Source organism: Dictyobacter vulcani, assembly GCF_008974265.1.
Taxonomy (GTDB): domain Bacteria; phylum Chloroflexota; class Ktedonobacteria; order Ktedonobacterales; family Ktedonobacteraceae; genus Dictyobacter; species Dictyobacter vulcani.
Window position 1 is genome coordinate 951,609 of sequence record NZ_BKZW01000002.1, and the last position, 24,042, is coordinate 975,650.

A 24,042-nucleotide genomic window follows, 5' to 3' on the forward strand; every position below is an offset into this window, starting at 1 on the left:
ACTGAGTGCTTGTATCATCTGTCGGATTGACACATAGGCAAGAGAAGAGAGTATTATATGTTTCAATTTTTTGGCCATCTTTTTGATCTACTGTTGACTATTCCTTGTTTGAATGTACTGATCTTCATCTATCGTGGGGTTGGTGATATAGGATTTGCGCTCCTGCTCTTTGCTATTCTCATACAACTGATCTTTTTTCCTATAACACTGTACGGTATGCGTTCGCAGAAGGATATGGAAGTGACCATGAAAAGCCTGCAGCCGCAACTGGAGGCTTTGAAAGTAAAGTATGGTGACGACAAACAGAAATTACGTATGGAAGGTCAAAAGCTTTATCGAAGCTATAAAATTAATCCAGCCGGTGGATGCCTGTCACTGATTATACCGTTGTTATTTCTCGGCGCGCTCTGGTTTGTTTTTACGAACCATCTGTACAATGATGTCTTTCATGTACAGCCTGGAGTATTAAACCATCTGCTTTATCCTTTTAATCCCAAATTTGTGACTGCGATCAATACACAACCGAACTGGCTGGGTGGCTATCATCTTGATCTGACGCGACCTGAGCCAGGCCCAATCAGCATTTTTGCCATCGTGGCAGGGATACTGGCTTTCATCCAGACCAAAATAACCTTACCCGGCGCGGACCTCCAGGCCATCATAGATAATCCAGACAACACATTGTTCGAGAGCAATCCGAAACAAATGACCGCTATTACGCCATTTTTGATTATGGTCTTGAGCGCCGCTTCATTCTGGGTACTACCTGTTGGTATGACTTTTTACTGGATTGTGACAAGTCTGATTGTGATTGGTGTGCAACTGTACGTAAATCACCGTTATACGCCCGCACTCCTACGTAGTGAGAAGCCGGTTACTATGAAGGAACGGCAGGTAACGGCAGGTAATCGGTTGATAAGCATACGACTGTTCACCGCGTTAGATATGGCCTGGAATCCCAAGCTTATTCTCATTGAGTTTCTGGCGACCATCGTGTTCTGTGCTGGCTTAAGCGGTTTCATTTTCTTCCATGATCCTGGCCATGCGCTCTTCACGATTGTGCTCAGTTGCTTTTTTGTCTGTGTGGCGATTAACTATGTGCCCTTGTTTATGTATGCAGTCAGTATTATGAGACGGGGAAGTTTGAAGAAAGAGATTGTGTGGATAAAGAAACATGGTGATGTTAAAAGAGCCATGTTGCCAGTACAATTGTTATTATTTGTTCCACTTTCAGTTTTTTTGATTTCTGTCTATCAGGAATTACATAAAAAAGCACAGACATCCTGAGATAGTGTCTGAAGCTACCTTCTCGATAGATCCTCCAGAGAGGGGGGGAGCGAATGATGGTTACTGTGCCAGATTTATTCAAACGCTGATGGACAATGGCACCATTACGGCTGGATGATCATCATTGTTGCATTAGCGTATGCTTAAGCACATTCGGTCAGAAGTACAATGCTTCTGACCGAATGTGTCCTTCTACAACAGGCAGGAGAGAATTCAGGGTACGAGCACAATCTTGCCATGGGTATGGCGCTGCTCCAACTCGCGATACGCCTCTTGTACATCAGCGAGAGGATAGGTGCGGGCAATCGGAATTTCCAGCTCTCCCTGGTCGATAAGTTGGGCGAGCTCAGCCAGTACTGCCGCACTCGCGGCCTCATTATTTCCCTCGGCTTTTACGCCATGCTTTTCCACTGCCGCAAAGTTGATAATCGTATCAATACGTTCAGGACGGACGCCTAGCTTGAGGGCAAGTTCGACGTAATCGGCACCATAGGTATCGATGAACGCGTCGAGATGATTGTCGGCGGCTGCGCGAAGACGCTCCTCGACACCCTCACCGTAGGCGACCGGAATAATATGGTGCTCGCTCAGCCACTGATGATGCGTTGGACTGGCCAGGCCGATCACTTTTGCTCCTACTCTTCTTGCCAGTTGAACCACGATTGAGCCCACTCCGCCCGCAGCCCCTGAGACAGCGACGGTATCCTCCTGTTTCAATGCGATAGCGCGAATTGCCGCGTAGGCGGTTGTTCCGGCGACAAATAATGAGCCGGCCTCCTCCCAGGAGACATTGCGCGGACGGCGGGTAAGGTCGCTGGCCTCGACAACAACAAACTCTGCCTGACTGGCTCTGTTGTGCGTGAAACCGATGACCTCATCCCCAACCACAAAACCTTCCACGTCCTCACCGATAGCGGCTATGACACCTGCCAGGTCACTGCCCTGTCCGGATGGAAAGGTGGAGGGCCAGCGATCGGCAAACACGCCCTTACGGATAGATGCTTCACCAGGATTAATGCCTGCTGCTTTGACATTGACAAGCACTTGTCCTGGACCCGGCGCAGGCCGCTCTACATCAACGACCTGTAATACGTCAATCTCGCCATACTGATCAAATCTGACAGCTCTGGTCATTTTTCAACTCCTTATTCTCTTCTCTCATTGGACGCTTCTCGTGTTTTCGTATGGATGGGTAAATAAGATATCTCCCAAAGCAACTATAGCTAAAAAACTAATATTATGTAAGAAGGAACCAAAAAGTGATATAGTTACCATCTGGTAACCATGCATGTGCTATTTAATAGTAACTGTCAGATCAACTCCCCAAACTCAACTCTTCAAAATTGCTCATCCTCCCCTCAGTTCAACTACATACAACCTGCTATGTTCAAGAAGATTTCACAAAAGTGCTTCTCATACGTGACAAATGAGCTCAAGAAACACTGAAACTATGAGCATAAACTCCTTTTTTTGATGCGTTTTTATAATGAATATAGGTACCAGAGATGAAAATAAGAATAGATACGAGAGATATTAAAAAAGCGGTTGGTAAAACATAAAGCTATAGGCGCAAATAGCAGGTGCAGCAATCGTTGATAGGTCTCTCAAAGCGGAAGGAATGGTACCGATAAAGTATAGTCTTTGCCCAAAGCAAAGCGAAAGGACATGTATATGCATAATGAGATTAAAAATGTAAAAGACTCTTTATCCACAGAGGAACTCTCTCAGCTTTCTGAAGCCTCGACTGAAACGCTTGAGATAGCTGATAGCGATTTGAAACATGTCAATGGCGCTGCTGGCAAGTCTGACGGTCCCCATTGGGGCTATGGATATGGGTACGGGTACGGGTATGGCTATGGCGGCGGCTGGAGTGGTGGCAACAGCGGCTGGGGCTATGGCGGCGGCTGGAGTGGCGACCACAGTCACCATCGTCTCCACGGCGGCGGTGTTGACTAATATTCTTGAGCTAGATTAACAAACTTTTAATCGTCAGGTGTTATAAAGCGTTAAAAAAAGTTCTTAAGGGGCTATAAAAATCCCCTTAAGAACATATGAAACCAGCCATCCTTTCGCATACTTCTAAAATATTTAGTGCAATACCCTTAACAAACATGTATTTTTCGGCAGCTTTTCTATGCATCTCTGATGCTGTTCCATCCCTTACAGAACATACGCCGCCCTGGTACTTTGATAATGCGCATGGTATAGTTACCAGATGGAGACTAAGCAGCAAACATCCCCTGATATTTTCCAGGCGAATTGCCTATCGCGGCAGGTGTTACAATTGATTGCCGACCAGTGGACGCCCCTGGTCATCTATGCCTTAGAAGATGGCACGATGCGTTTCAGCCACTTGCTCAAGCGGATCGATGGCATCTCGAAAAAAATGCTAACACAGACATTACGAGCGATGGAACGCAATGGCCTGGTCCAGCGCGTCGTGTATCCTGTCGTGCCTCCCGTTGTAGAGTATTCTCTTACGCCATTGGGGCAGACGCTGTTAGAGCCAGTGAAAGTTTTACAGATCTGGGCATACGATCATTTGCAAGAGGTCGCGCATGCCCAGACGACATATGATCAACGCGATCAAAGGCCGCTCCAGGCAGAAACAGCTTCCCTGGTCCAGCAGCGCTAGCTACGAAAATTTTACTAGTCGCGAGAAATGGCTTGCCGGTGGAACTGTTGAGCGCACAGTTGTAATACGGCGTGCAAGCAGAATGGGTAATGTTCTGTGGGTTGTGATGATGGAGTGGAAATTACCGGGTAGTCAGTAATTTCCACTCCATAAAAGTTGGCCTTAAAAAGTTGTGCAGCGCGTTATCTGATTAGTGGAGTGTTGTGGTGTAGCCAGTAACGTTCGTGACTTTCCCCATGTTGACCGAACATAATGGTCCGACGTTAGCGACATATTTCGGTGATAATGTGAACTGTGTATAAATGAATTCGACATACTCAGCAGTACCATCATTGCCGTACCACATCAGATCATAGCTGCCCTGGGGAATACCCTGGAAGGCAAAGTTCCCGTTAGCCTGAATATCTGTCTTGTAAGGAGCATTGCCCCAGGCATTGAACAATTCACCCTGTGGCATATTGCCATGTAATCCCTGCACCAGCCCCATCTGTGAAAAAGCGTGTGAGGGTTCAGTATTGACGAATTGACCACTGACATTCTGTGGAACATTCAGCTCTTGCTGTGCCTTTTGGCCTTCGGGCGTATCCTTATAATCTTTAGCCAGCTGTTTATAATACGTAACCGAATCTGTACAGGAGCTAGCGCGCGTGGTCTGGCCCTGACCCAGAATAGCTTTGGACAGATCCCCATGGATCTGTTTGGCTTTCGCTGGATATGGATAGGTATTCACAATTTTATTGAACGAGTCTACGGCATCGCTATAATTTTTATTGTGCAGCTGATCCTCACCTTGTCCCAGGAGTGCCTTCGACATATTTGTACGCGTGTCAGCGGCCTCTTTGGCGTCCGGAAATGAGTTGAGGATGGTGTTGAAGCTGGTAATTGCGTCGCTATATTTCTTATCCTGCAATTGACCGCTACCTATCTGGTAATAGGAAGTTGCATCCAGGGGTTGCGCACGCTTTTTGCAGCCGCTATCACAGTACGGTAAATTCAGGGTTGGATCCAGAATATTGGTCGCCTCGTTGTATTTTTTTGCCTGGATACTTTGTTGCGCCATCGTAATACGCGTGTCGATGCTTGCGGTCTGGGCACGCGTTATCTGTGCCTGTAATTCTGGATCTGGTTGATCGTGATTGCTGTCGCTACTTGTATTACTGGTGGAAGTGCCAAAGTGGTCGATAACATAGGTGAACTTCGTCAGGGCATCATTGTAATGAAGGCTCTTCTGGAGGGCCACACCCCATGAGGTTTGCGTGCGTGCCAGGTTAACACTAGTTGGTTCATGCTCGCCCGCGAACGTATATTCATTCATGGCCTGTTGCCATTTTTGTTGGGCCTCCAATGATTGTCCCTGCCATTCGTGAATCGTGCCCTGTGCGGCCCTGGCCCAGCCTGAGAAAATTACCAGGACCAGCAAGAAAACCGTCGAGACGATGCGGCGTATGTTACTGGCCGGCACGATATTGCGCAGGTATGCACGCACCAGCCAGCCGCCAGCAATGAGTGCAGCAATAATCAAGGCAGCAACAGAAGCCAGAGAAGCTCCTTCAGCCCAATCGCTACCCAGCAAATACAATCCGATCAGTACTGCAATGGTCAGGACAATGCCACCGATATACATCCAGAGAGGCAATGCCGCCGCCTGCTTCTTAGGTGGCCTGACTTTTGGTGTGTAGGCAGGCCTGGATTGCGCATTGAGTGGCGGATAGGAAGGCGTGGATTGATAACTGGGTGGAGGCGGATAGCCGGCCCCGGATTGGTAATTAGGCGGAGGCGGATAGCCGGCCCCGGATTGGTAATTGGGTGGAGGAGGATAGCCGGCCCCGGATTGGTAATTGGGTGGAGGAGGATAGCCGGCCCCGGATTGGTAATTGGGTGGAGGAGGATAAGCAGGACCGGATTGATAGTTGCCACCAGTGGTACTGGCTTGCTGGGGATAAGCAGGACCTGATTGATAGGTTGGTGTGTCGCTTATATGAGCTGGATAAACGGGTGGTATTGGCGCATTTGAAATAGTTGGCTCACTGGCTATGGATGGTTGAACACCTTCCGCAGCGTTACTCGTGATGGCAGTCTCCTGTACAGGCGCATTTGTAGCAGGAGACTCTGATTTTTGTGTGGCTTCTTCGTCTAATGATTTTGATGTGGGCTCTATTTTTTGTGTTGCCTGTTCATCAGACGATTTCGATGTGGGATCTACTTTCACCGTTTTGTCATTATCAATGGTATTTGATGGTTTCACCGCCTTCATTGCCGGTTGGGTGTGATCATCTTCCTCTGCATCAGAAGATTGAGCGAAGTGTTCATCATAAGATGAGTCCATGTTTATGCGGAACCTCCATGTATTGCATAATTGCGTCACATTGATTTCATCTACTATCCGCTATTTATGAAAGCCAAAAGAGTCAATTTCTTTGGATTTCATACTTTTTTTTGCGAACTACAGGTGTGTAGATGAAATCCAAATTTATAGAGATAATAATCTTTATTTTAAGGCATTGAACGCAAATTGTAAACATTATGTCGATAGAATATAGGACTTCCCAATTCTAGAAAAGAGATGAAAATAAATAAGTTTTACCTGGAGTATAAAATGACTTGATATCTTATGATACATAGGAAACACCTGTATGAACTATATCGCTAGTAGTCTGTCAGACATCATGTGATGGGGAGGTGGGGATGCTAGCGAGCATGCCGGGGGCATGCTCAAGCGGCGAGCCCCTTGACTGGGGGATCGGGGGCTGTGCCCCCGGCATCTCCCCCATCCCGCCCGCGTAGCGGGCGCACAACTCATCAAACGAAGTTTGACAAAGTGCTAGCAGGATGATCTAAAATATTTGGATATATTGATTTTTATTGTTGTCTGCCATTGAACTTCATGCTCTTTTTTGCTATGTAATTTATTTTTACACTCAAAGTATTTTTGAATTCGTGCCGTTATACGTATTATATATATGATATGAAGTCGTATGTATGGGCATGTAAAAATGTTGTGGCATTTAGCAGAGGGAGGCGCACCATGTCAGGTGACTATCATAATCTACGCAAGGAATCCAGATATAAAAAACTGGTAGGTGTGGCGCTACTTCTCTTACTCTTCTTTGTCGGCAGCTTGCTTGTAGAATTGAGTGTTGGCAACACTATCATCTGGTGGCAGGTATTCTTAATCCTGTTGTCTGCTAGCAGCGGTGTCTACTATCTGTATAGTGGGATACAGTCATTGAGATCGCTTCAGACTACTATGGATGAAAAAATCTGGCATCGCAATCTGGATATAGTAAATGGTCTGATCTGGTTGAATCTGGCTGCCGCGCTGGCGGTTGCCTGGTTTTTAATCCCGCTGGTATCCACGACAGTCCTGGCACTACTGATGGCAACTTTTTTTCTCGGCGCATTTTTGTCCCTGGGCCGAGGTATCCAACTGATTGCTCCCCTATCCCCCCGGACTTTTAACGCACAGGTTTGTTTTGTCAATGCAGGAAGAACTATGCTTCTCCTGCATTTTTTATTTTGTGTTCACATACTCGTTGATAATAGATGTACCCGCCAGAACGCTAAAATGTTTTTCAGGTGTCGATTAAAGAGGATTTATATGCGACCTGAACAAGAGAAGAAGCCACCTACACCATTCTTATCAAGTAATACTCGCTTCACGAATACTCTTTTTACTCTGCTCATTGTTTGTGCTATGGGTATCTGGATGATCAATACCTATGCTGGAGCAGGCAAAACCCTATGGCATCCATTGCTGGGTGCTGTCTTTACCTTGTTTGCCATCGTCTACTTTTTTAGAGGATCGCAGCAACTCAGGACCGAGCAAGAGCGTAGTAGCCTGTACGCCTGGTTGACGAATCGCTATCTGCTGCTCAGTTGTTGCTGGCTCTGCCTGTCCTTCAATGCCTGGCTGCTATGGATTTTTACGCCATCGCTGCCGCTGGCCATTATCCATCTGCTGCTCTCAATGGGCGCTATCGCTTTCCTCCTGGGCAGCATCCTTTTTACCACCAGAAGATCACCCGGCTGATCTGCCTCTGTGGGGCTAGTGCAACATGAGCGGAGGCGTATCGGCCACGCTGGGATCAGTTGCTGAGTTTTTTCTGGTATTGATCTTGCGACCCTGTAATGGTCTGTCTTCGAGGAAGAAGACGAGCACCAGACTGACCAGCATGAAGGCCAGGCTCAGAATAAAGGTATTATAGATACCCTGGGCCAGGCCCATTTTGACGGCATGTAGCAACTGGTCGTATGCTGTCAGTCCGCCTGGTCCCAGCATGGCGAATTGTTTGAAGACCGTCTGCTGCATCTCATGTGACAGGAGAATGTTGGGATTATCAAAGAGGTTGATGATCTTTGCGGGCAGTAGCTGTCGTGTTTGTGCTGGTATCGATTGATGGAAGGTTGGGAGATAACTGGCGGCCATCACGGATCCCATAGCTGCCAGCGCGATCGTACCACCAATCTGGCGAAAGAAGGTCAGCGCCGAGGTTGCCTGTCCAATCTTATCTGGTAGGGCATTCTGCACAATCATCGTGTAAAACGACATCCCGAAGCCGGTACCAAAGCCCATCACAATCATAGCCATCCAGAGATCATTGGCATGCGAGTTGACATTCAGCCGCAGCAACATCGCTGCTCCCAGAACACTGATAAACATGCCTACAATCGCAATGGCTTTATATTTTCCCACCCGCGACACGATCTGTCCCGAGATGACGCTGCTGGCAACCAGGGTTAAGGTCATTGGTGAGAGCAAGAGACCACTGTCAGTTGCTGAGATTCCGAGAATACCCTGCGCAAACAAGGGTAGAAAAAAGACACTTCCCAGCAGTGCCATATTGGCTGCCATGGTAATCAGGACGCTGATAACAAAGATGCGATTGCGAAAGAGACTGGGATCAATAATGGGCTGCTGTTGTTGACGTTCTTTATGGGCTTCAACCAGGATAAAAATGGTCAGGATAGTGCAGGAGCATGCCAGCAGTCCCATAATCTGTGGCGATAACCATGCATATGTGCTTCCAGCCCAGGTAAATCCGAGCAGGAGGGCTATCGTGCCCGCAATGAGTAAGCCAGCACCCAGATAGTCGATTGAGACCGTGGCCACACGCTTTGTTAAGGAGGGCATCAGGAAGATCAAGACCAGCAGGGCCACGAGTCCAACTGGCAGGTTGATATAAAAGACCCAGCGCCAGTTGGCGTTTTCAGTAATCCAGCCGCCGACCGCTGGCCCAATCACCGAGGAGAGCCCAAATACCGCACCGGTCACCCCCTGCCATTTTCCGCGTTCACGTGGCGTAAAGAGATCGCCAACTACCGCGATGGCAATGGGCAGCAGCGCCGCCGCACCCAGTCCTTGAAAGGCGCGAAAGCCGATCAGAGCATTCATGGATGATGACATACCGCAGAGCGCTGAACCACTCAGAAAGAGGAGAATCCCGATCAGGAAAATGGCCTTTCTGCCATAGAGATCTGATAGTTTGCCATAGATAGGTACCATCACGGTGGAGGTTAAGAGGTAAGCTGTCGTGACCCAGGTATAGCGGTCGAAGCCTTTTAACTCGGACACAATATGGGGCATCGCCGTCGAGACAATCGTCTGATCCAATGATGCTAATAACATCACCAGCAGGACCCCGACCATCGTCAATAGCGTTTCACGTTTACTGTAGAGAGGCATATCTATGCCCGATTGTTGTAGTGAATGTATCTTATGCATAAGCCTTCTCGCATGAAACAATAATGTATCTCAATAAGCGAGCGCCGCAGGCGCGAGGCTGCAGGTTAAATTGATCTATAATCTTAAATTTATGGCTACTAAAAACAATCGGCCATGCCAGGCAAATGTGTTGCCTTGTCTTCTCAGAGTAGACATGATACCCTTGAGCTGAAATTGTGTATTGTTACTTTATATTCTGGAAACGAGGCCATCGCTTTATGAGCTATTCTCTTTCCTCTTTTAGTTCACCCTATTTTCAACTTGAGCAGGTCGCAGAGGGGATCTATGCTGCGATTGTGAAGGGAGGATCTGGTGCCTGGGCAATGCCGGCATTGTGGATTTAGGCGAGCAGACGTTGATTTTTGATACGTTTAACACACCGCAGGCCGCCCTCAGTCTGCGTAGCGCTGCTGAACAGTTGACTGGTCGTAAGGTTACCTATGTGATTAATAGCCATCATCATAGTGACCATATCTGGGGCAATCAGGTCTTTGAAGATGCCACCATCTTCGCCACCGATAGCACCTTTGATTTGATGCGTACCAAAGGTGTGGCTCGTTTGGAACGCATGCGTTCACAACCAATGCCACTGGAAAAACTGGAAGAAGCCCTGGAACAGGAACAAGATCCTGTCCAGCGGAAGGACCTGGAACTCTATGTGGATGAAATGCGTCAGGTCAATATGGCGCTCCCCAATCTGACGCTGCGCTTGCCCGACGTTACGTTTGAGCGCCGCCTGGCCTTTGCAGGATCCAAACGGACTGCCGTGCTATTGACCTTTGGTGGTGCGCACAGCCCCAGTGATGCGTTTCTCTATTTTCCTGAAGAAGCGCTGGCCTTTATGAGCGATATCGTACAGATCGGCTTTCATCCATCTATGGGAGATGGTAATCCCGATGAATGGTTACGTATCCTGGCCAAAGTAGAAGCCCTGCAACTATCCACGATTGTCCCTGGACATGGCGTGATAGGAACTGGTGAGGCTGTTGGTATAATGGGTCAATATATCCAGTTGCTACAGCAGATGGCCTATGCCGCGCCCTCCCTGGATGAACTGCTGGCGATAGATGCGCCCGCTTTCTGTGCCTCCTGGCAGGCCAGTCCAGTATTTAAAGAAAACCTGCACTTCCTCTACAACCGCATACATAATCTTTAATCTTTATTTTGAACAACCGTAGCGGCAGGCTTAGGACCTGCCGTTACGTTGGGATTATTGGATGGCATAGGGGACGGTGGCTTTGTTTTCGCTTCGCACGACATGGCCGGTCTGCGTCAGGATCTGGATGGCCCGATTCAAGTTTTCTTCTTTGACCAGCACATGGCCGGTATCAAAGGTGGTAGCGGTAAAGACACTCAGGTGGGCTTCAGCCAGTGGGGCCAGCACTGAGGCCAGGATACCACTGGTATCATGGCTGAAGGGTCCTTCGATGCGCAGGCAGCGCCAGCCCTTCGTATAAATAGCTTCCTCTGGCATATTTTCCTGTGGACAAATAATGGACAGTTCTTCATCGGTTTTGGTGATGGCGACAAAGTTTCCGTTCAGAACGTCGTTGCCAATATAGGCGGTTGGCTCTAAGCGGCAGATGGCCAGCATGTCTGGCTGAAGTGCAAGTACCAGTCGTCTGTGTGTTGTCATAGCCTTGTTCCTCTTCTTCTTCTTCTCATGTAACCATTTCTTCGGCTTTGTACCTCAACACTGAAGCTTATTTTTTTGTCACTCCATTTAGTGTGTCACATTCTTTGAGTTTTCTCAAATATGGAATAGATAGAGTGGAGGAAATGTTTAAATGAGTATAGATGGGAAAAAATAGAGTTTTCAGCTATACATTGCGCTGATCGCAAGTGCCGTCGAAGCCACGGCCGAGCGGACATGGGGAGGGTCGAGCACGGTGGCATCCGCACCCAATCCCAGGGCATAAGAGATGGCGTCATCCACGGATTCCACATTCACCTGGACAATGGCACTGCCATCCTGTTCCTCTTTCATGATCGTGACATCGCCATGCAAAGGACTATAGCGGGCGACTGCGCTCACATGGAGTTTCAGGACGATGGGGGGCTTGAGCTGTTCAAGCTGTTTGCGGGCCTCGCGCCAATACGCACGTAAATCAAAATTGGGGCGGGGCACGATGGTCTCTTCCTGGACATATACTTGCTCAATATCACTGACACGCAAGGTATGAAAAGATTGGCAATCCTGGCAGAATGCCACCAGGTACCAGCGGCCCGTACGCGCATGACGCCGACTGAGTCCTTTAAAGACCAGTCCATAGGGTTCGATACGTCGCCAGAGCATGCCTGTTTCGGGCAGCAACTGGCAACTCGTGCCTGGATAGAGGACATCCAGCTGATAAGAACCCAGCACGGCAGCACGGATGGTTTCCAGATGAGTCGGCTGCCTGGTCGTATTACACCAGGCTGAAGTATCCACCAGGATATGTTCACGAGCCGCCATCACATCCAGCCGGTATTCTTCAGGTAGTACCGCCTCAAGTTTTACCAGGGCACGATGCAGGTCGCTATCTCCGGCAAACAAATTATAGTTGCCAGAGATATCGGCACTCAGAATCAGCGAAATAGCTTCTTCACGCGTAAAAATAGCTGACTCTAAATGATAATCATCCGGCAAATAGTAGCCTCCACCGGGCCCATAGTCCATGGAAACAGGAACATGTGCCAGTGAAAGGGTAATGATGTCCCGATAAATGGTTCGTTGTGAGACTCCCAGTATGTCGGAGAGGCGTTTTGCCGTCATTTTTCCCCTGACCTGTAGCAGGAGAGTAATTGCTACAAGTCTTTCAGTCTTTTGCATATCTTTTATTATGAGCTACTCATCTATAAAAAACAAGAGGAAACGATGATAAATCTTCACATTTTAGTTGTCAGTGAACTATTTCGCACCTGCGAATGAGATGGTGGAGGGAAGCGGGGTGCAGGGGGCGGCGAGCCCTCTGACGGGGGGAACGGGGCTGTGCCCCCGAAATCTTCTCTTTCATCTGCGCCGCCACAGGGGGCAAAGATGGCTCTAGCCACACGACGGGATAAAGATATAAGTACGGGATAATTCCCCGAAAAAAATAAAATTTCTGTGAACAAGCCAAAAACTCAATTGCAGAAATTTCCAAAAAAGAAGTGGAATGACTGACAAGCGTATGTCAGCCATTTCCTTTTAGACTTAACATAGATGATACTAAACCTGTCACATCCGTCGATGTATGTGACTATCGTCGAGTACCTCTACTTGTACGAAAAGTTTTATATATCAGGATAATAATGACAGCGCGATAGGTCATCTTTGCTTTATGGGCATGGCCAGAAATGCCCCGACGTGCGCTGGGTATGTGAACGGGCTCTTTGGTTAAAGCACGTCAAGAAAGGAATAATCTGGATATGCAGGTAACACAGGTCAATCAGCAATCTTCTTCTTCCCCGAATGTATCTCAATGGAAAGAAAATTGGCGCATCTATATGCGCATTATCAAGTTGCTGCGGCCCCATTGGACTCAGGCGGTTGGAACAGTGCTGTGCATTGCTCTGGCGACTGGTTTCTCATTGATGGTGCCATGGCTCTTGCAATGGGTCGTGGATGTTGGTATTCGTTCTGGCCGCTGGCAGGATCTGCTATGGATCGCACTGGCAATTCTCGGTACGAGTGCGTTGCGTGGTCTTTTCTCGTATGGGCAGGGGTATCTTTCGCAGGCGATTTCGTCCCTGGTGGCTTACGATCTACGCAATATGCTTTATGATCATGTACAGAATCTTAGTTTCTCTTTTCATGATGACTCTGAGACTGGTCAATTAATGTCGCGTATGACGGCTGATATCGAAGCTGTGCGTAACTTTTATCCAATGGGCCTGATGCGCGCTGTGGTGGCGATCGCAACTTTTGTCTCGGTGACTGTTCTATTATTGCGACTTGATGTATATTTAGCTCTTATTACGTTAGTTTCTGTTCCTATTATGTTATTGCTCTCCGTACAGGTTGTCAAGCGCTTGCGCCCTTTATGGCTATCAGTCCAGAATGGTGTGGGTGATCTGAGTACGATCATGCAGGAGAGTCTGAGTGGCGTGCGGGTGGTGAAGTCCTTTGCCCGTGAGGAATATGAAATCGAGAAGTATGGCAAGAAGAACCAGGAGTTGCGCGAACTCAATATGAGCGCGATGCGCCTGTCGGCCTGGAACCAGCCTTTGCTGGTCCTCTCGCTGAACGTGGTGACTGTGCTGGTCTTGTGGGTTGGTGGTATCGCAGTGATCAATCGAACCCTGAGTCTGGGAACCCTGGTGGCCGTAACGAACTATATTCTGTTGCTGGGCGCGCCTGTCCGTACCTTTGGTTTTATGATCAACTGGTGGGTGCGTGGTTTGTCGGGTGGCACGCGCATTTTTAGTGTGCTGGATACGCCTTCTGAGATTACCAGTGCGCCCGGGGCTAAAGTTCTGGAAAAAGTGGCTGGCCATGTGCGCTATGAGCATGTGTCCTTTGCCTATGGCAACGGTGTAGAAGTGTTGCATGACATTAGCATCGATGCTGAACCAGGACAGACTATCGCTATTCTGGGTCCGACCGGCAGTGGTAAAAGTTCCTTCTTGCATCTGCTGCCGCGTTTCTATGACACCAAAGATGGACGTGTGCTGGTAGATGGCTCAGATATTCGTGATGTCACGCTGCCCTCGCTGCGTCGTAATATTGGTCTGGTCTTGCAAGATGTGTTCCTCTTTAATGCCACGATCCGTGAAAATATCGCGTATGGTGTGATCGGCGCTACGGAAGAGCAGATTGTGGATGCGGCTAAAGCGGCCCGCATCCACGATTTTATTCTGGCCTTGCCCGATGGCTATGATACCTGGGTGGGTGAGCGTGGTGTCACTCTTTCTGGTGGACAGAAGCAGCGTGTGGCTATCGCGCGTACCTTATTATTAGATCCAGGTATTCTGGTGCTGGATGATTCCACTTCCAGTGTCGATATGGAGACCGAGTATCTGATTCAGCAGGCGCTGGAGGAAGTGATGCGCGGACGTACAACCTTTGTGGTGGCTTCGCGCTTACGGACGATTAAAAACGCCGATCAGATTCTGGTGCTGGAGCGTGGCAGAATCGTTGAGCGCGGTACGCATGCGACGTTATTGAAGGGTAATGGACCCTATGCTCGCCTCTATGACCTGCAACTACGTGAGCAGGAGGAGTTTGAGGCCCAGATGCTTGAGACGCAGCCTGATCAGATGCAGACGGAGGTGTTGCAGTGAGTAAGTTACTAAAGTCAGGTGAGCAAGCAACCTCTTATGCTTCCTATAAACGCTCCCATACCTGGATTGAGAATAGTCTGGCGCATTCCGATGAGGAAGAAGGATCAGGCTTTGACTGGAAGCTTGTCCGCATGTTTTTTCCATACATCGGACAATATAAGACACCGGCCATCTGGAGTATGGTCTTGATGGTCGTCTATACCCTGCTTAACCTGTTGAATCCCTGGTTGATCGGGTTAGCCATCGACAATTTCATTACCCGCAGTGACCTGGTAGGACTGGGCGTGCTCAGCATCATCTTCCTGGTGGTGAATATCGCGATGTGGCAGGCGCAATACTGGCAGGTCTGGACGATGTCCTGGGCTGGTCAGCAGATCTTGTATGTGTTGAGCGCTGATATGTTTACACACTTGCAGCGTCTCTCATTGAGCTTCTATGACCATACCCAGATCGGTCGTGTTATGTCGCGTCTGCAAAGTGACATTGATGTGCTGGAGGCAATGCTGAGTTCAGGACTGCTCTCGATGATCGGTTCGGTGATCTCGCTGATCGGCATTATTATTCTGATGCTGATCATGAATCCAGGACTGGCGTTGTTGACCTTTGTTGTGTTGCCAATTATGTTTGTCATCGCAGCTTTCTGGCAGAAGCATGCGCAAAACTCTTTCCGACGCACGCGTGCCTCGATCTCGCTGGTAAACTCGACCTTGCAGGAGAATATCTCCGGCATGCGTGTGATCCAGAGTCTGGTGCGTGAGGATCGTAACCGGGCTGAGTTTGATGACCTGAACGCCTATAACCGGGATACCAATGTGGAATCCAGCAAGATCGCGGCCCTGGTGCTGCCGCTGGTTGAGGTTGTGGCGGCCCTGGCCATCTGTCTGACGGTCGTCTATGGTGGTATTCTGGTCTCGCAGGGACACCTGCTGGTTGGTACCCTGGTGGCCTTTGTACTCTACATCAACCGCTTCTTTGATCCTATCCGGGATCTGAGTCAGCAATATACCCAGTTGCAGCGTGCTGGTGTGGCGGCCGAGCGTATCTTCCAGATTTTGAATATGAAGGTTGAGATTCAGGATGATCCTCAGGCGATCGAACTGCCAAAGATTAAAGGCGATGTCGAGTTCCGCGATGTGGTCTTTGGCTATAATCCTGAGCGTCCGGTCTTGCGCGGTTTAAACTGGCAGGTGAAATCCGGCCAGACAGTGGCAATTGTGGGACCAACCGGAGCCGGTAAAAGTACGATCATTAGCTTGTTAACGCGCTTCTATGATATTCAGAGCGGCGCGATCACGATCGATGGCTATGACCTGCGCCAGGTCACGCAGAAATCCTTGCGCCGCCAGGTTGGTGTGGTGCCGCAGGAACCATTTCTGTTTACCGGCTCGATCGCGGATAATATTCGTTATGGTCGGCTTGATGCCACAGATGAAGAGGTCATGCGGGCAGCCGAGATCGTTGGCGCGCACGACTTGATCATTCAACTGCCCGATGGTTACCAGACGCCGATCCGTGAACGCGGCCGTAACCTGAGTATGGGCAGCGCCAACTGATCTCGTTCGCGCGTGCGCTGCTGGCCGATCCACACATCCTGATCCTGGATGAGGCCACGGCCAATATTGACACCTTTACCGAGGCTATCGTGCAGCAGGGCTTGAAAAAGCTCTTACACGGGCGGACCGCGTTCGTGATTGCGCACCGTCTCTCAACGATTAAGGACGCGGATTGTATCGTAGTACTGCAAGCCGGTCAGATTGTTGAGCAGGGGACGCATAGCGAACTCCTGCAGAGCGAAGGCGAGTACGCAGCGCTGTACGCGATGGGTTTCCGCCATACTGCTGGTGCCGCTGTATAAGTAGATTGTATTGATGGCGCTGGCTAGCTAACTGCTCATTGCGTAAATAAATGACCCTGTATGCCTGACATGCGGGGTCATTTATTTGTGCAAAAATACCCATTATCGTGCTGGAATTCCGCGACTTTTCCGCGCAAGTAGCGACGTTTGCCGCGAGTTTTATGGCTGGCTTTGTGTATGATGTCTCTGTGTTCTGTGTGGGAGCAACATACATAGATTCTCTTGTGAGCGTAAGACGTGCTCTCTATGATCTAAAACTGGTAGCAGTAAATCTTGACGCGGATGGTTGGGATGCATGTGTGCATATGCTCTCTGGTTTTCCCCGATGCTTCACAGACACGACGCATACTTACATATCAAGGAGTAATCATTTATGCGCTCAGGCAAAAAAATCACAACGATGCTGCTGCCTACTCTCCTTTGTTTGTTTGGTGTGCTGCTATCCGCCTGTGGCGGTGGCGCTGTACCAGGTGGTGCAGGTAGCACAAACACAACAAAGGCTGACGCTAGCCAGCAGGTGTATCGTTGGGCATTTCGCCTACCCGATATCGCTTCGTTCGACCCGGGTATCTCTACCGATAATACCTCAATCCAGGCGATCAATATGGCTTTCACGGGCCTGGTGCAATTAGACGAGCAGCTTAATATTAAGCCGCAGTTGGCCGAATCCTATGATGTCTCAGATAAGGGGTTAACCTATACTTTCCACCTGCGACCAAATCTGAAATTTAGCGATGGCAAAAAGCTGGATGCCAATGACGTTGCCTATACGATTGATCGCGCTCTTTCCCCTGAGATCAACGATCAGTCGGGTGTTGCTCTGACCTATTTAGGATTGATTAAGGATGCTCCTGAGCGCACCACAGGCAAAGTGAAATCAGTGATTGGCACGGGCGTGATCGTGAAAGATCCCAATACCGTGGTGATTAAACTGACCAAAGCTACTGCCTATTTCCTTGGCGCTTTGACCTATCCAACAAGCTATGTTGTTGAGAAAAGTGTTGTTGAGAAGTACGGCAACAAATGGACCGATCATCTGGCTGATAATGGTGGTCAGGGTGGTGATGGCCCATTCAAAGTCAAAGAATATAACCACACCACTGGTATCAAGTTTGTTCCTAACGACAACTACTATGGCAAGAAACCACAACTGAAAGAAGTTGATTACCTGCCATATAAAGATCGCCAGACCAGCTATAATTCTTATCTGGCCGATCAGGTTGATATCACTGACATTCCATTGCCACAGGTTCGCCAGGCGAAAAGCCGTCCTGACTTCAATCAGAACGATTCCCTGACCATCTTCTATATTGGTATGAACTACAAGGTCAAACCTCTGGACAATATCAATATTCGGCAGGCGATGGCGCTGGCACTGGACCGCGATACGATTGTGAAGGCCGCCTGGCAGGGTGCATATACACCAAACTGTCATATCATTCCTAAAGGCCAGTACGGTTACAATCCTGATCTGAAGTGCCCTGGTGGCTCAGATACCCATGGTGACAAGAAGAAAGCTGTTGAGCTGTTTGAAAAAGGTCTGCAAGAAGCGGGTCTGACACGTCAGACATTCCCGCAGATTACGCTGACCTATGCCAATCAGTCACCTGAGGCAGCTAATGAGGCCGCGACCGAAGTGCAGATGTGGAAGAGCGTGTTAGGTATCACGATTAACACAACTTCGATCAGTCAGAATACCATGTATACTCAGCAGGCTCAGACACAAGGTAAAGATGGTCCTTTACAGATGTGGTTAGCTGGTTGGGGCGCTGACTTCCCAGATCCTGAGGACTGGATCTCGCTGCAGTTTGGTGCGGGTGCGCCGAACAACGCTTATAACTATGGTGATAACAATAGTTCTAGCGTTGCCAATCAGAAAGACCTGCAAAAGCAGATGCTGGCCGCTGACGTCATGTCTGATAAAGCTGCCCGCTTGAAAACCTACAACAAAATTGAGCAGCAGTTGGTTGACGATGTTGCCTGGTTGCCAATCTATCAGCGCCCGGACATCCGTCTGGTCAAGCCATATGTCATTGGCCTGAAATTCTCTGCTGCATCGTTTATTCCTCCTGATAGCTGGGCAAATGTTTATATTGCACAGCACTAAACACTGGTTGCCTTACTAAAGAGGTCATCCTCTCAGGCTTGTCAGTAAAAGCAGGGATAGTGATACTTTTCTTGTATCACTATCCCTGCTTGACAAGCGAGAGTCGAGGAGTTTTGTATGATTCAATTTATATTGAAAAGATTAATAGGTCTGCTTTTTGTGGTAATAGGAGTAACCTTTATTACTTTTACCATGGGTTATTTTGCTCCTGATGACCCGATTAAACAATTATTGGGACAACATTATACTCAGGAAGCTTATTTACAATTAAAGCATGCCTATCATCTGGATCTACCTTTCTTTCAGCAATACTATAACTTTTTAACCGGGCTTTTCCGTCTGGATTTTGGTCTTTCTTTCCAATCGAAGGGACGCGCAGTCTGGGATATCCTGAAAGATGGTGTACCAGTCTCGGTTGAACTGGGTCTCTGGGCTCTGGTCGTACAGTTGGCCCTGGGTATTCCTCTGGGTATCTATTCCGCCATCAAGGCCCGCACCTGGATTGATACCACCAATATGCTGGTCATGCTGATTATCTATGCCCTGCCATCCTTTGTACTGGCGACGTTTGCCCAGATTGCTCTGGTGAGCCTGGACACATCCATCCCAGGACTCAACTGGCCAGTCTCCAACTGGGGTACGCCCTGGCATTATACCTGGACGGACATTCAGTATAAGTTAGTGCCGATCCTTATTTATGGTGCCGCAGGTTTTGCCTATTATGCGCGCCTGGCTCGTACGAGCATGCTTGAGGTACTCAGTCAGGACTACATCCGGACTGCACGCGCCAAAGGCTTGTTTGAGAAGGCGATTACCTTCCGTCATGCGTTCCGCAACGCTTTGATCCCGCTGGTTACCGTGATCAGTGTTTCGCTGGGTTTCCTGGTTTCTGGTGCTTTCTTCATTGAGCATGTCTTCAATATTCCTGGTATTGCTGAGACAACCCTGACTTCAGTTGGCGCAAGTGATTACCCGGTTATCCAGGCAACCACTGTTGTGCTCGCGATTGCAGTTGTGTTTGGCAATTTACTTTCTGACATTTTGTATACCGTCGTTGATCCACGCATTAAGTCAGAATAGGAGGATATGTAGATGAAGGATCGTACAGATCGGGGATTACGACCGACTCGCTTCAGGACTGAAGATGCATCGAGTAATAATCCCATTGCTCAACCAGGGGTTATGGCTCCTGACAATGCTGCGAAGCCACTTGAGCCTGAGATGGCACCTATCGCTGCTGCTACGGATGGAGACCCTAAAGGGCCACGCCAGCAGCACTTGACCCCGTTTCAGGAATCTTTTAAGCGCTTCCGCCGCGATAAAAAGGCTATGATTAGCCTGGGTGTGATCATCTTCCTGGTGCTTCTGGCCATCGTGGGTCCACCAATCTATCAGCATATCGGTGGCTCATACAACAGCACGACCAATGGCGTGATTGGACCTGACCAGTACCATAGCTTCGGTCATGCCGAGGTTGATCGCCTGACTGAAGGCCCTTCGGCCCAGTATTGGCTTGGAACTGATGGCCTGGGTCGCGATATCCTGGCTCGCCTGATGCAGGGTGTCTTGATTTCGATCGCGGTAGCGGTCCTGGTTGAGATTGTGGATATTGTGCTGGGTATCATCGTTGGCGTGCTGGCTGGCTACTACGGTGGCTGGATTGATTTCCTGCTGGCCCGCTTTACCGATATCATGTTCGCTTTCCCGGGCCTGCTCTTCTTGATCCTGATTTCGGGTATCATGGGACCATGGGCCGACAAGAATTTGAACCATATTCCGATAATTGGCGCGAATGGTAACGCGCGTTTGCTCCTGGTTTCGCTGGCCCTGGCCTTTACTATCTGGCCATTGATGGCCCGTTATGTACGTGGTCAGACCTTGCAGTTGAAGCAGCAGCAATATGTTGAGGCTGCTAAGACGCTGGGTAGCTCAGACTTCCAGATCATTTTGCGCCACATCATTCCTAACCTGTTCAGTATTGTGGTGATTGCCTCAACCCTGAACATCTCAAATACGATCATTTCCGAGGCTGGTATCAGTTTCCTGGGTCTGGGTGTACAACCTCCTGGTTCCAGTATTGGTTTGATGGTATCTGAAGGTTCACAGTACATTCGCACCAATCTCTGGGTTGCGATTGTTCCCTGTACTATGCTGGCCATCATCGTGCTCGCCTTCTCCTTCCTTGGTGACGGTGTGCGCGACTCCTTTGATCCCCGCGCCAAAGACTGATCAAACATAAAAAAAAGGGGGCTTACCCATCAGGTAAGCCTCCTTTTTTTACTGCTCTCTTCCTTTTTGAGGGTGAAGTGTGGTAAAGTAGATAGGGATAGATGGAACTATGGTTGGCTGATGATTGTGCTGAAGATCTCTTCTCGCAATGTCTGGTGGCGGGGATCGGGTGGAGGGTACCTCCTTTTTCAACTACACCTGAAAATGACAAAGTATGCCTTATTGGGCTTTCTGTATATATATCCTATATATATACTCGCAAAAGTATTTATGCGCGTGGAAACCAGGAATTGCAGTGAAAACATCGATGGATGCTATTCAGTTTGGTAAATGGATGAGTGAGCGGCGGCGCAAGCGTGGCTGGTCCAGTCAGCGTGCGCTGGTGGAGGTGGTACAGCAGGATCCCCTTTTTAAGGATACCCATATCTCAGAGGATTTTTTGGCTCGTCTGGAGGCTGGTCGGCTGGCATATCCTTTCCGGCGCAATGTACGGCAGCAGCTCTTTGTGCTGGCCTGGTTTCTGTGTACGACCCCACGTGAAGTCCAAACCTATTTGCATACGGCCTCATTGCGCGAATTGAGTCCTGAAGAAAACGTGCTGGTGCAACGCCTCTATGCCCATGTTTCTGGCGCGGCGGCTCCGAAGATCGAACTATTGCCGGTACGTCCCCAGCATCTGGTCGGGCGCGAAGCGTTGATTCAACAAATGCTGGACCAACTAGGCTCAATGCCTGCTGGTCTCTATGCCCTGACGGGTATGCCTGGTGTGGGGAAGAGTGCCCTTGCTGCCGAGCTTGTCCATCGTCTTGCCGCAGATAGTCAGCGCCGACTCTTTCAGAACGGTATTATCACTCTTTCCTGTAAGGGACGTCAGGGGACTGCTGGCTTGCTGACGGTCCTGAATGAGTTGATGACAATTCTGTCTTCTCCAGAGGAAAACGGATCGCGATCACGGTCGCAGGCGGCTGTTTTTTCTGATAGAGGAGTGCATGATGATAAGGCATTGATTTCGCTTTTTCAGCAGATGGATAGTAATCTGGCCTACATGGTTGATCGCCTGCGTATGCTTTTGCTCGATAAAAATATGCTCTTCCTGCTGGATGATGTGGACCCACAATTCCCATTGCGCGAAGCCCTGGACGCCTTGCTCGCCAGTACACCTGATAAAGTACAGGTGGGACAACGAATTGTGCTTACTACCAGTCGGTATATTCCAGCACCAGCTCTTGTCTCTTTACATCAACATGTGCAGCCATTATTACATGCTGATGCCTGTATGTTGCTTGAGCTCCTTATTTCTTCCGATACTCATAATTTTGTGGTTCTGTCAGAAGAAGACCGGCAAGAAGCGCTGGGAAAAATTTGTACGGCTCTGGGTTATCTACCGCTGGCAATTGAGCTGGCGGCAAATGCGCTTGCTGTGCGCGGTATCCCTTTAAAGTTGCTGGCTGCGAATATTTGTATTGATCCATTGCATCGGCTCCTTGATGACGCCGGCATCCTGGCAACTCTTTTTGAGCAGGCCTTTAGCAATGTCCAGCAGGAGCAGCGGGAGCGCTTTGCGCTGCTATCACTACTGGGTCCACAGGTTTTTAGCCTGGAGTGTGCAGCTGCTCTTTCAACAACCAGCTGGCGTGAAGAGAAAAATGAGCAGATGGATCCCCTGTCACTCTTCGCTTCTGCGTATGCTACCAGTAGAAGCACTGATACTTCTGAGGGATACATGGTGTCCACTACTCGTCCGCTGGAGCAGCAGAGCGTTGATAGCACCTATGTTGCCTTTGAGACCCTGACTAATACAGCATTAGAGCTGGGCTATTTTGTTAACAGCTCCTTGTTAGAGCGTACCTCTGATACCACGACCGGTGATAATCCACAGTATCTGTTACATCCGTTACTGTATGCCTACGCGCACGTTTATCTGCAGCGTTTAGAGCGGAAAAGGATTGAGCTGGCCTGGTATAATACTCAGGCCTATGCCGAAGCCTATCTGGAACGCTACCAGGGCAATATTGTGATGCTTGAGCGGGAGTGCGGTGTCTTGCTTGAGGTCTTTGCGCGCGCCTGCCAGGAACAGCGGCATGAGCGCGTCATGCATTGGGCGGCCAAATTAGCGATTATTACTGCGCGTATGCATGATGCGGGTATTGCTATCCGGCTCTTGCAAGCGGGAATTCAAGCCAGCAGTCAATTAGAGAATCAATATCAGCAAGCATTCCTCTCTATCCATCTGGGTCACCTCTATTGTAGCCAGGGGAGAATTGATAAGGCGCGATTGTGCTGGGAAGAATGCCTGCAGATTGCGCAAGCCCTGGGTCATCCCGCCTATTTGTGGCGTCCCTATCTCTTTCTGGCCCATCTGGAATACATTCAAGGCAATCTTGCTGCGGCGCGTGCGCATGTGGATACGTTTCTGTTGCGCACACGTGAGAGTGGGGATCTGCGCAGCCTGGCGCTCGCTTATTTTAAGCGCGGCTTATATGGACGTGAGCTGGGCGAGTTAGAGACAGCCTATAACGATGTCTATGCGGCATTAAGTTTGCTTGGTATGTTAAAGAATGATCCCTCTTTTGCTGATCAATTGCTGGAGGCGGAAGCACAGGCCGAACTGGCTCGCATTTCAGGTGATTATGCCAGTTCCCAGGAATGCACCACGCAGGCCTGGAACCTTGGCTTACAGGTGAGCGACGCCTATACGCGGGCAATACTCTTATTTGTCCAGGCCAGATTTGCCTTGCACAGTGGTCATCCCCAGGAAGCTGCAGGACTGGCCAGCCATATTTTGAAGCAGGCGCCAACCGCGATGCACCTGCACAAACAGGTCACGAACCTCACGTAGCGGTTTATCGGGATTGTCAACCTGAGCAGAGTATGGTATATAAAGAAGAAAAACAAGAGCTTGAAAAGAATAGGCGTGGGCATCTACCTCTCCCTTACCTAAAAAGTAACGCGCACTAGACGAC

18 protein-coding genes are annotated in these 24,042 nt (G+C 49.1%); 13 read left to right on the plus strand and 5 right to left on the minus strand.

Annotated features, from left to right (window positions below; genetic code table 11):
* The first annotated feature begins 57 nt into the window (after window positions 1-57).
* Window positions 58-1,287: a YidC/Oxa1 family membrane protein insertase gene (locus KDW_RS21305; protein ID WP_151757968.1), complete on the plus strand. Its 1,230-nt coding sequence runs from the start codon at window positions 58-60 to the stop codon at window positions 1,285-1,287.
* Window positions 1,288-1,500: 213 nt separating this feature from the next.
* On the opposite strand, the gene KDW_RS21310 is transcribed toward KDW_RS21305, so the two are convergent.
* Entirely contained in the window at window positions 1,501-2,421 is a 921-nt protein-coding gene (locus KDW_RS21310; protein ID WP_151757969.1) for an NADP-dependent oxidoreductase, read from the minus strand.
* A gap of 646 nt (window positions 2,422-3,067) precedes the next feature.
* Here KDW_RS21310 and KDW_RS21315 point away from each other — a divergent pair.
* The gene (locus KDW_RS21315) at window positions 3,068-3,262 is read left to right on the plus strand and encodes a hypothetical protein (RefSeq protein WP_151757970.1); all 195 of its coding nucleotides are present in this window, start codon (window positions 3,068-3,070) and stop codon (window positions 3,260-3,262) included.
* Between the two features lie 240 nt (window positions 3,263-3,502).
* The gene (locus KDW_RS21320) at window positions 3,503-3,922 is read left to right on the plus strand and encodes a winged helix-turn-helix transcriptional regulator (protein WP_151757971.1); all 420 of its coding nucleotides are present in this window, start codon (window positions 3,503-3,505) and stop codon (window positions 3,920-3,922) included.
* A 190-nt stretch (window positions 3,923-4,112) separates the two neighbouring features.
* Here the strand turns inward: KDW_RS21320 and KDW_RS32380 are convergent, their stop codons facing one another.
* The gene (locus KDW_RS32380) at window positions 4,113-6,248 is read right to left on the minus strand and encodes a tetratricopeptide repeat protein (RefSeq protein WP_151757972.1); all 2,136 of its coding nucleotides are present in this window, start codon (window positions 6,246-6,248) and stop codon (window positions 4,113-4,115) included.
* 699 nt (window positions 6,249-6,947) lie between these two features.
* Here KDW_RS32380 and KDW_RS21330 point away from each other — a divergent pair.
* Entirely contained in the window at window positions 6,948-7,952 is a 1,005-nt protein-coding gene (locus KDW_RS21330; RefSeq protein WP_151757973.1) for a hypothetical protein, read from the plus strand.
* A 15-nt stretch (window positions 7,953-7,967) separates the two neighbouring features.
* Here KDW_RS21330 and KDW_RS21335 read toward each other — a convergent pair whose 3' ends face one another.
* Complete coding sequence (locus tag KDW_RS21335; protein ID WP_151757974.1) at window positions 7,968-9,644, minus strand: MDR family MFS transporter; 1,677 nt, start codon at window positions 9,642-9,644, stop codon at window positions 7,968-7,970.
* 218 nt (window positions 9,645-9,862) lie between these two features.
* Here KDW_RS21335 and KDW_RS35230 point away from each other — a divergent pair, with 218 nt between their 5' ends.
* Together KDW_RS35230 and KDW_RS21340 are read left to right on the plus strand one after the other, a co-directional pair.
* On the plus strand, window positions 9,863-9,988 hold the full coding sequence (locus tag KDW_RS35230) for a hypothetical protein (protein WP_269822497.1): 126 nt from the start codon (window positions 9,863-9,865) through the stop codon (window positions 9,986-9,988).
* Entirely contained in the window at window positions 9,979-10,800 is an 822-nt protein-coding gene (locus KDW_RS21340; protein WP_162005477.1) for an MBL fold metallo-hydrolase, read from the plus strand. The genes KDW_RS35230 and KDW_RS21340 overlap by 10 nt, the downstream gene beginning before the upstream one ends.
* Window positions 10,801-10,854: 54 nt before the next feature.
* On the opposite strand, the gene KDW_RS21345 is transcribed toward KDW_RS21340, so the two are convergent.
* Entirely contained in the window at window positions 10,855-11,280 is a 426-nt protein-coding gene (locus KDW_RS21345; protein ID WP_151757976.1) for an ACT domain-containing protein, read from the minus strand.
* A gap of 180 nt (window positions 11,281-11,460) precedes the next feature.
* A complete protein-coding gene (locus KDW_RS21350; protein WP_151757977.1) occupies window positions 11,461-12,456 on the minus strand; it encodes a helix-turn-helix transcriptional regulator in 996 nt (331 codons plus the stop codon).
* A 578-nt stretch (window positions 12,457-13,034) separates the two neighbouring features.
* Between KDW_RS21350 and KDW_RS21355 the strand changes: the two genes are divergently transcribed.
* The 7 genes from KDW_RS21355 (at window position 13,035) to KDW_RS21385 (ending at window position 23,918) form a co-directional block, all read left to right on the plus strand.
* Window positions 13,035-14,888: an ABC transporter ATP-binding protein gene (locus KDW_RS21355; protein ID WP_151757978.1), complete on the plus strand. Its 1,854-nt coding sequence runs from the start codon at window positions 13,035-13,037 to the stop codon at window positions 14,886-14,888.
* Window positions 14,885-16,441 carry an ABC transporter ATP-binding protein gene (locus KDW_RS21360; RefSeq protein WP_151757979.1) on the plus strand — a complete coding sequence of 519 codons (1,557 nt, stop codon included), beginning with the start codon at window positions 14,885-14,887 and terminating at the stop codon, window positions 16,439-16,441. The genes KDW_RS21355 and KDW_RS21360 overlap by 4 nt, the downstream gene beginning before the upstream one ends.
* A 101-nt stretch (window positions 16,442-16,542) precedes the next feature.
* The gene (locus KDW_RS21365; RefSeq protein ID WP_233097832.1) at window positions 16,543-16,743 is read left to right on the plus strand and encodes a hypothetical protein; all 201 of its coding nucleotides are present in this window, start codon (window positions 16,543-16,545) and stop codon (window positions 16,741-16,743) included.
* 373 nt (window positions 16,744-17,116) lie between these two features.
* Window positions 17,117-18,850, plus strand: a complete 1,734-nt coding sequence (locus KDW_RS21370) for a peptide ABC transporter substrate-binding protein (protein WP_151757980.1) — start codon at window positions 17,117-17,119, stop codon at window positions 18,848-18,850.
* A 117-nt stretch (window positions 18,851-18,967) separates the two neighbouring features.
* Window positions 18,968-19,930, plus strand: a complete 963-nt coding sequence (locus KDW_RS21375; RefSeq protein WP_151757981.1) for an ABC transporter permease — start codon at window positions 18,968-18,970, stop codon at window positions 19,928-19,930.
* Between the two features lie 12 nt (window positions 19,931-19,942).
* Complete coding sequence (locus KDW_RS21380) at window positions 19,943-21,079, plus strand: ABC transporter permease (protein WP_233097833.1); 1,137 nt, start codon at window positions 19,943-19,945, stop codon at window positions 21,077-21,079.
* Window positions 21,080-21,374: 295 nt separating this feature from the next.
* The gene (locus tag KDW_RS21385; RefSeq protein ID WP_162005479.1) at window positions 21,375-23,918 is read left to right on the plus strand and encodes an AAA family ATPase; all 2,544 of its coding nucleotides are present in this window, start codon (window positions 21,375-21,377) and stop codon (window positions 23,916-23,918) included.
* Window positions 23,919-24,042 lie beyond the last annotated feature (124 nt).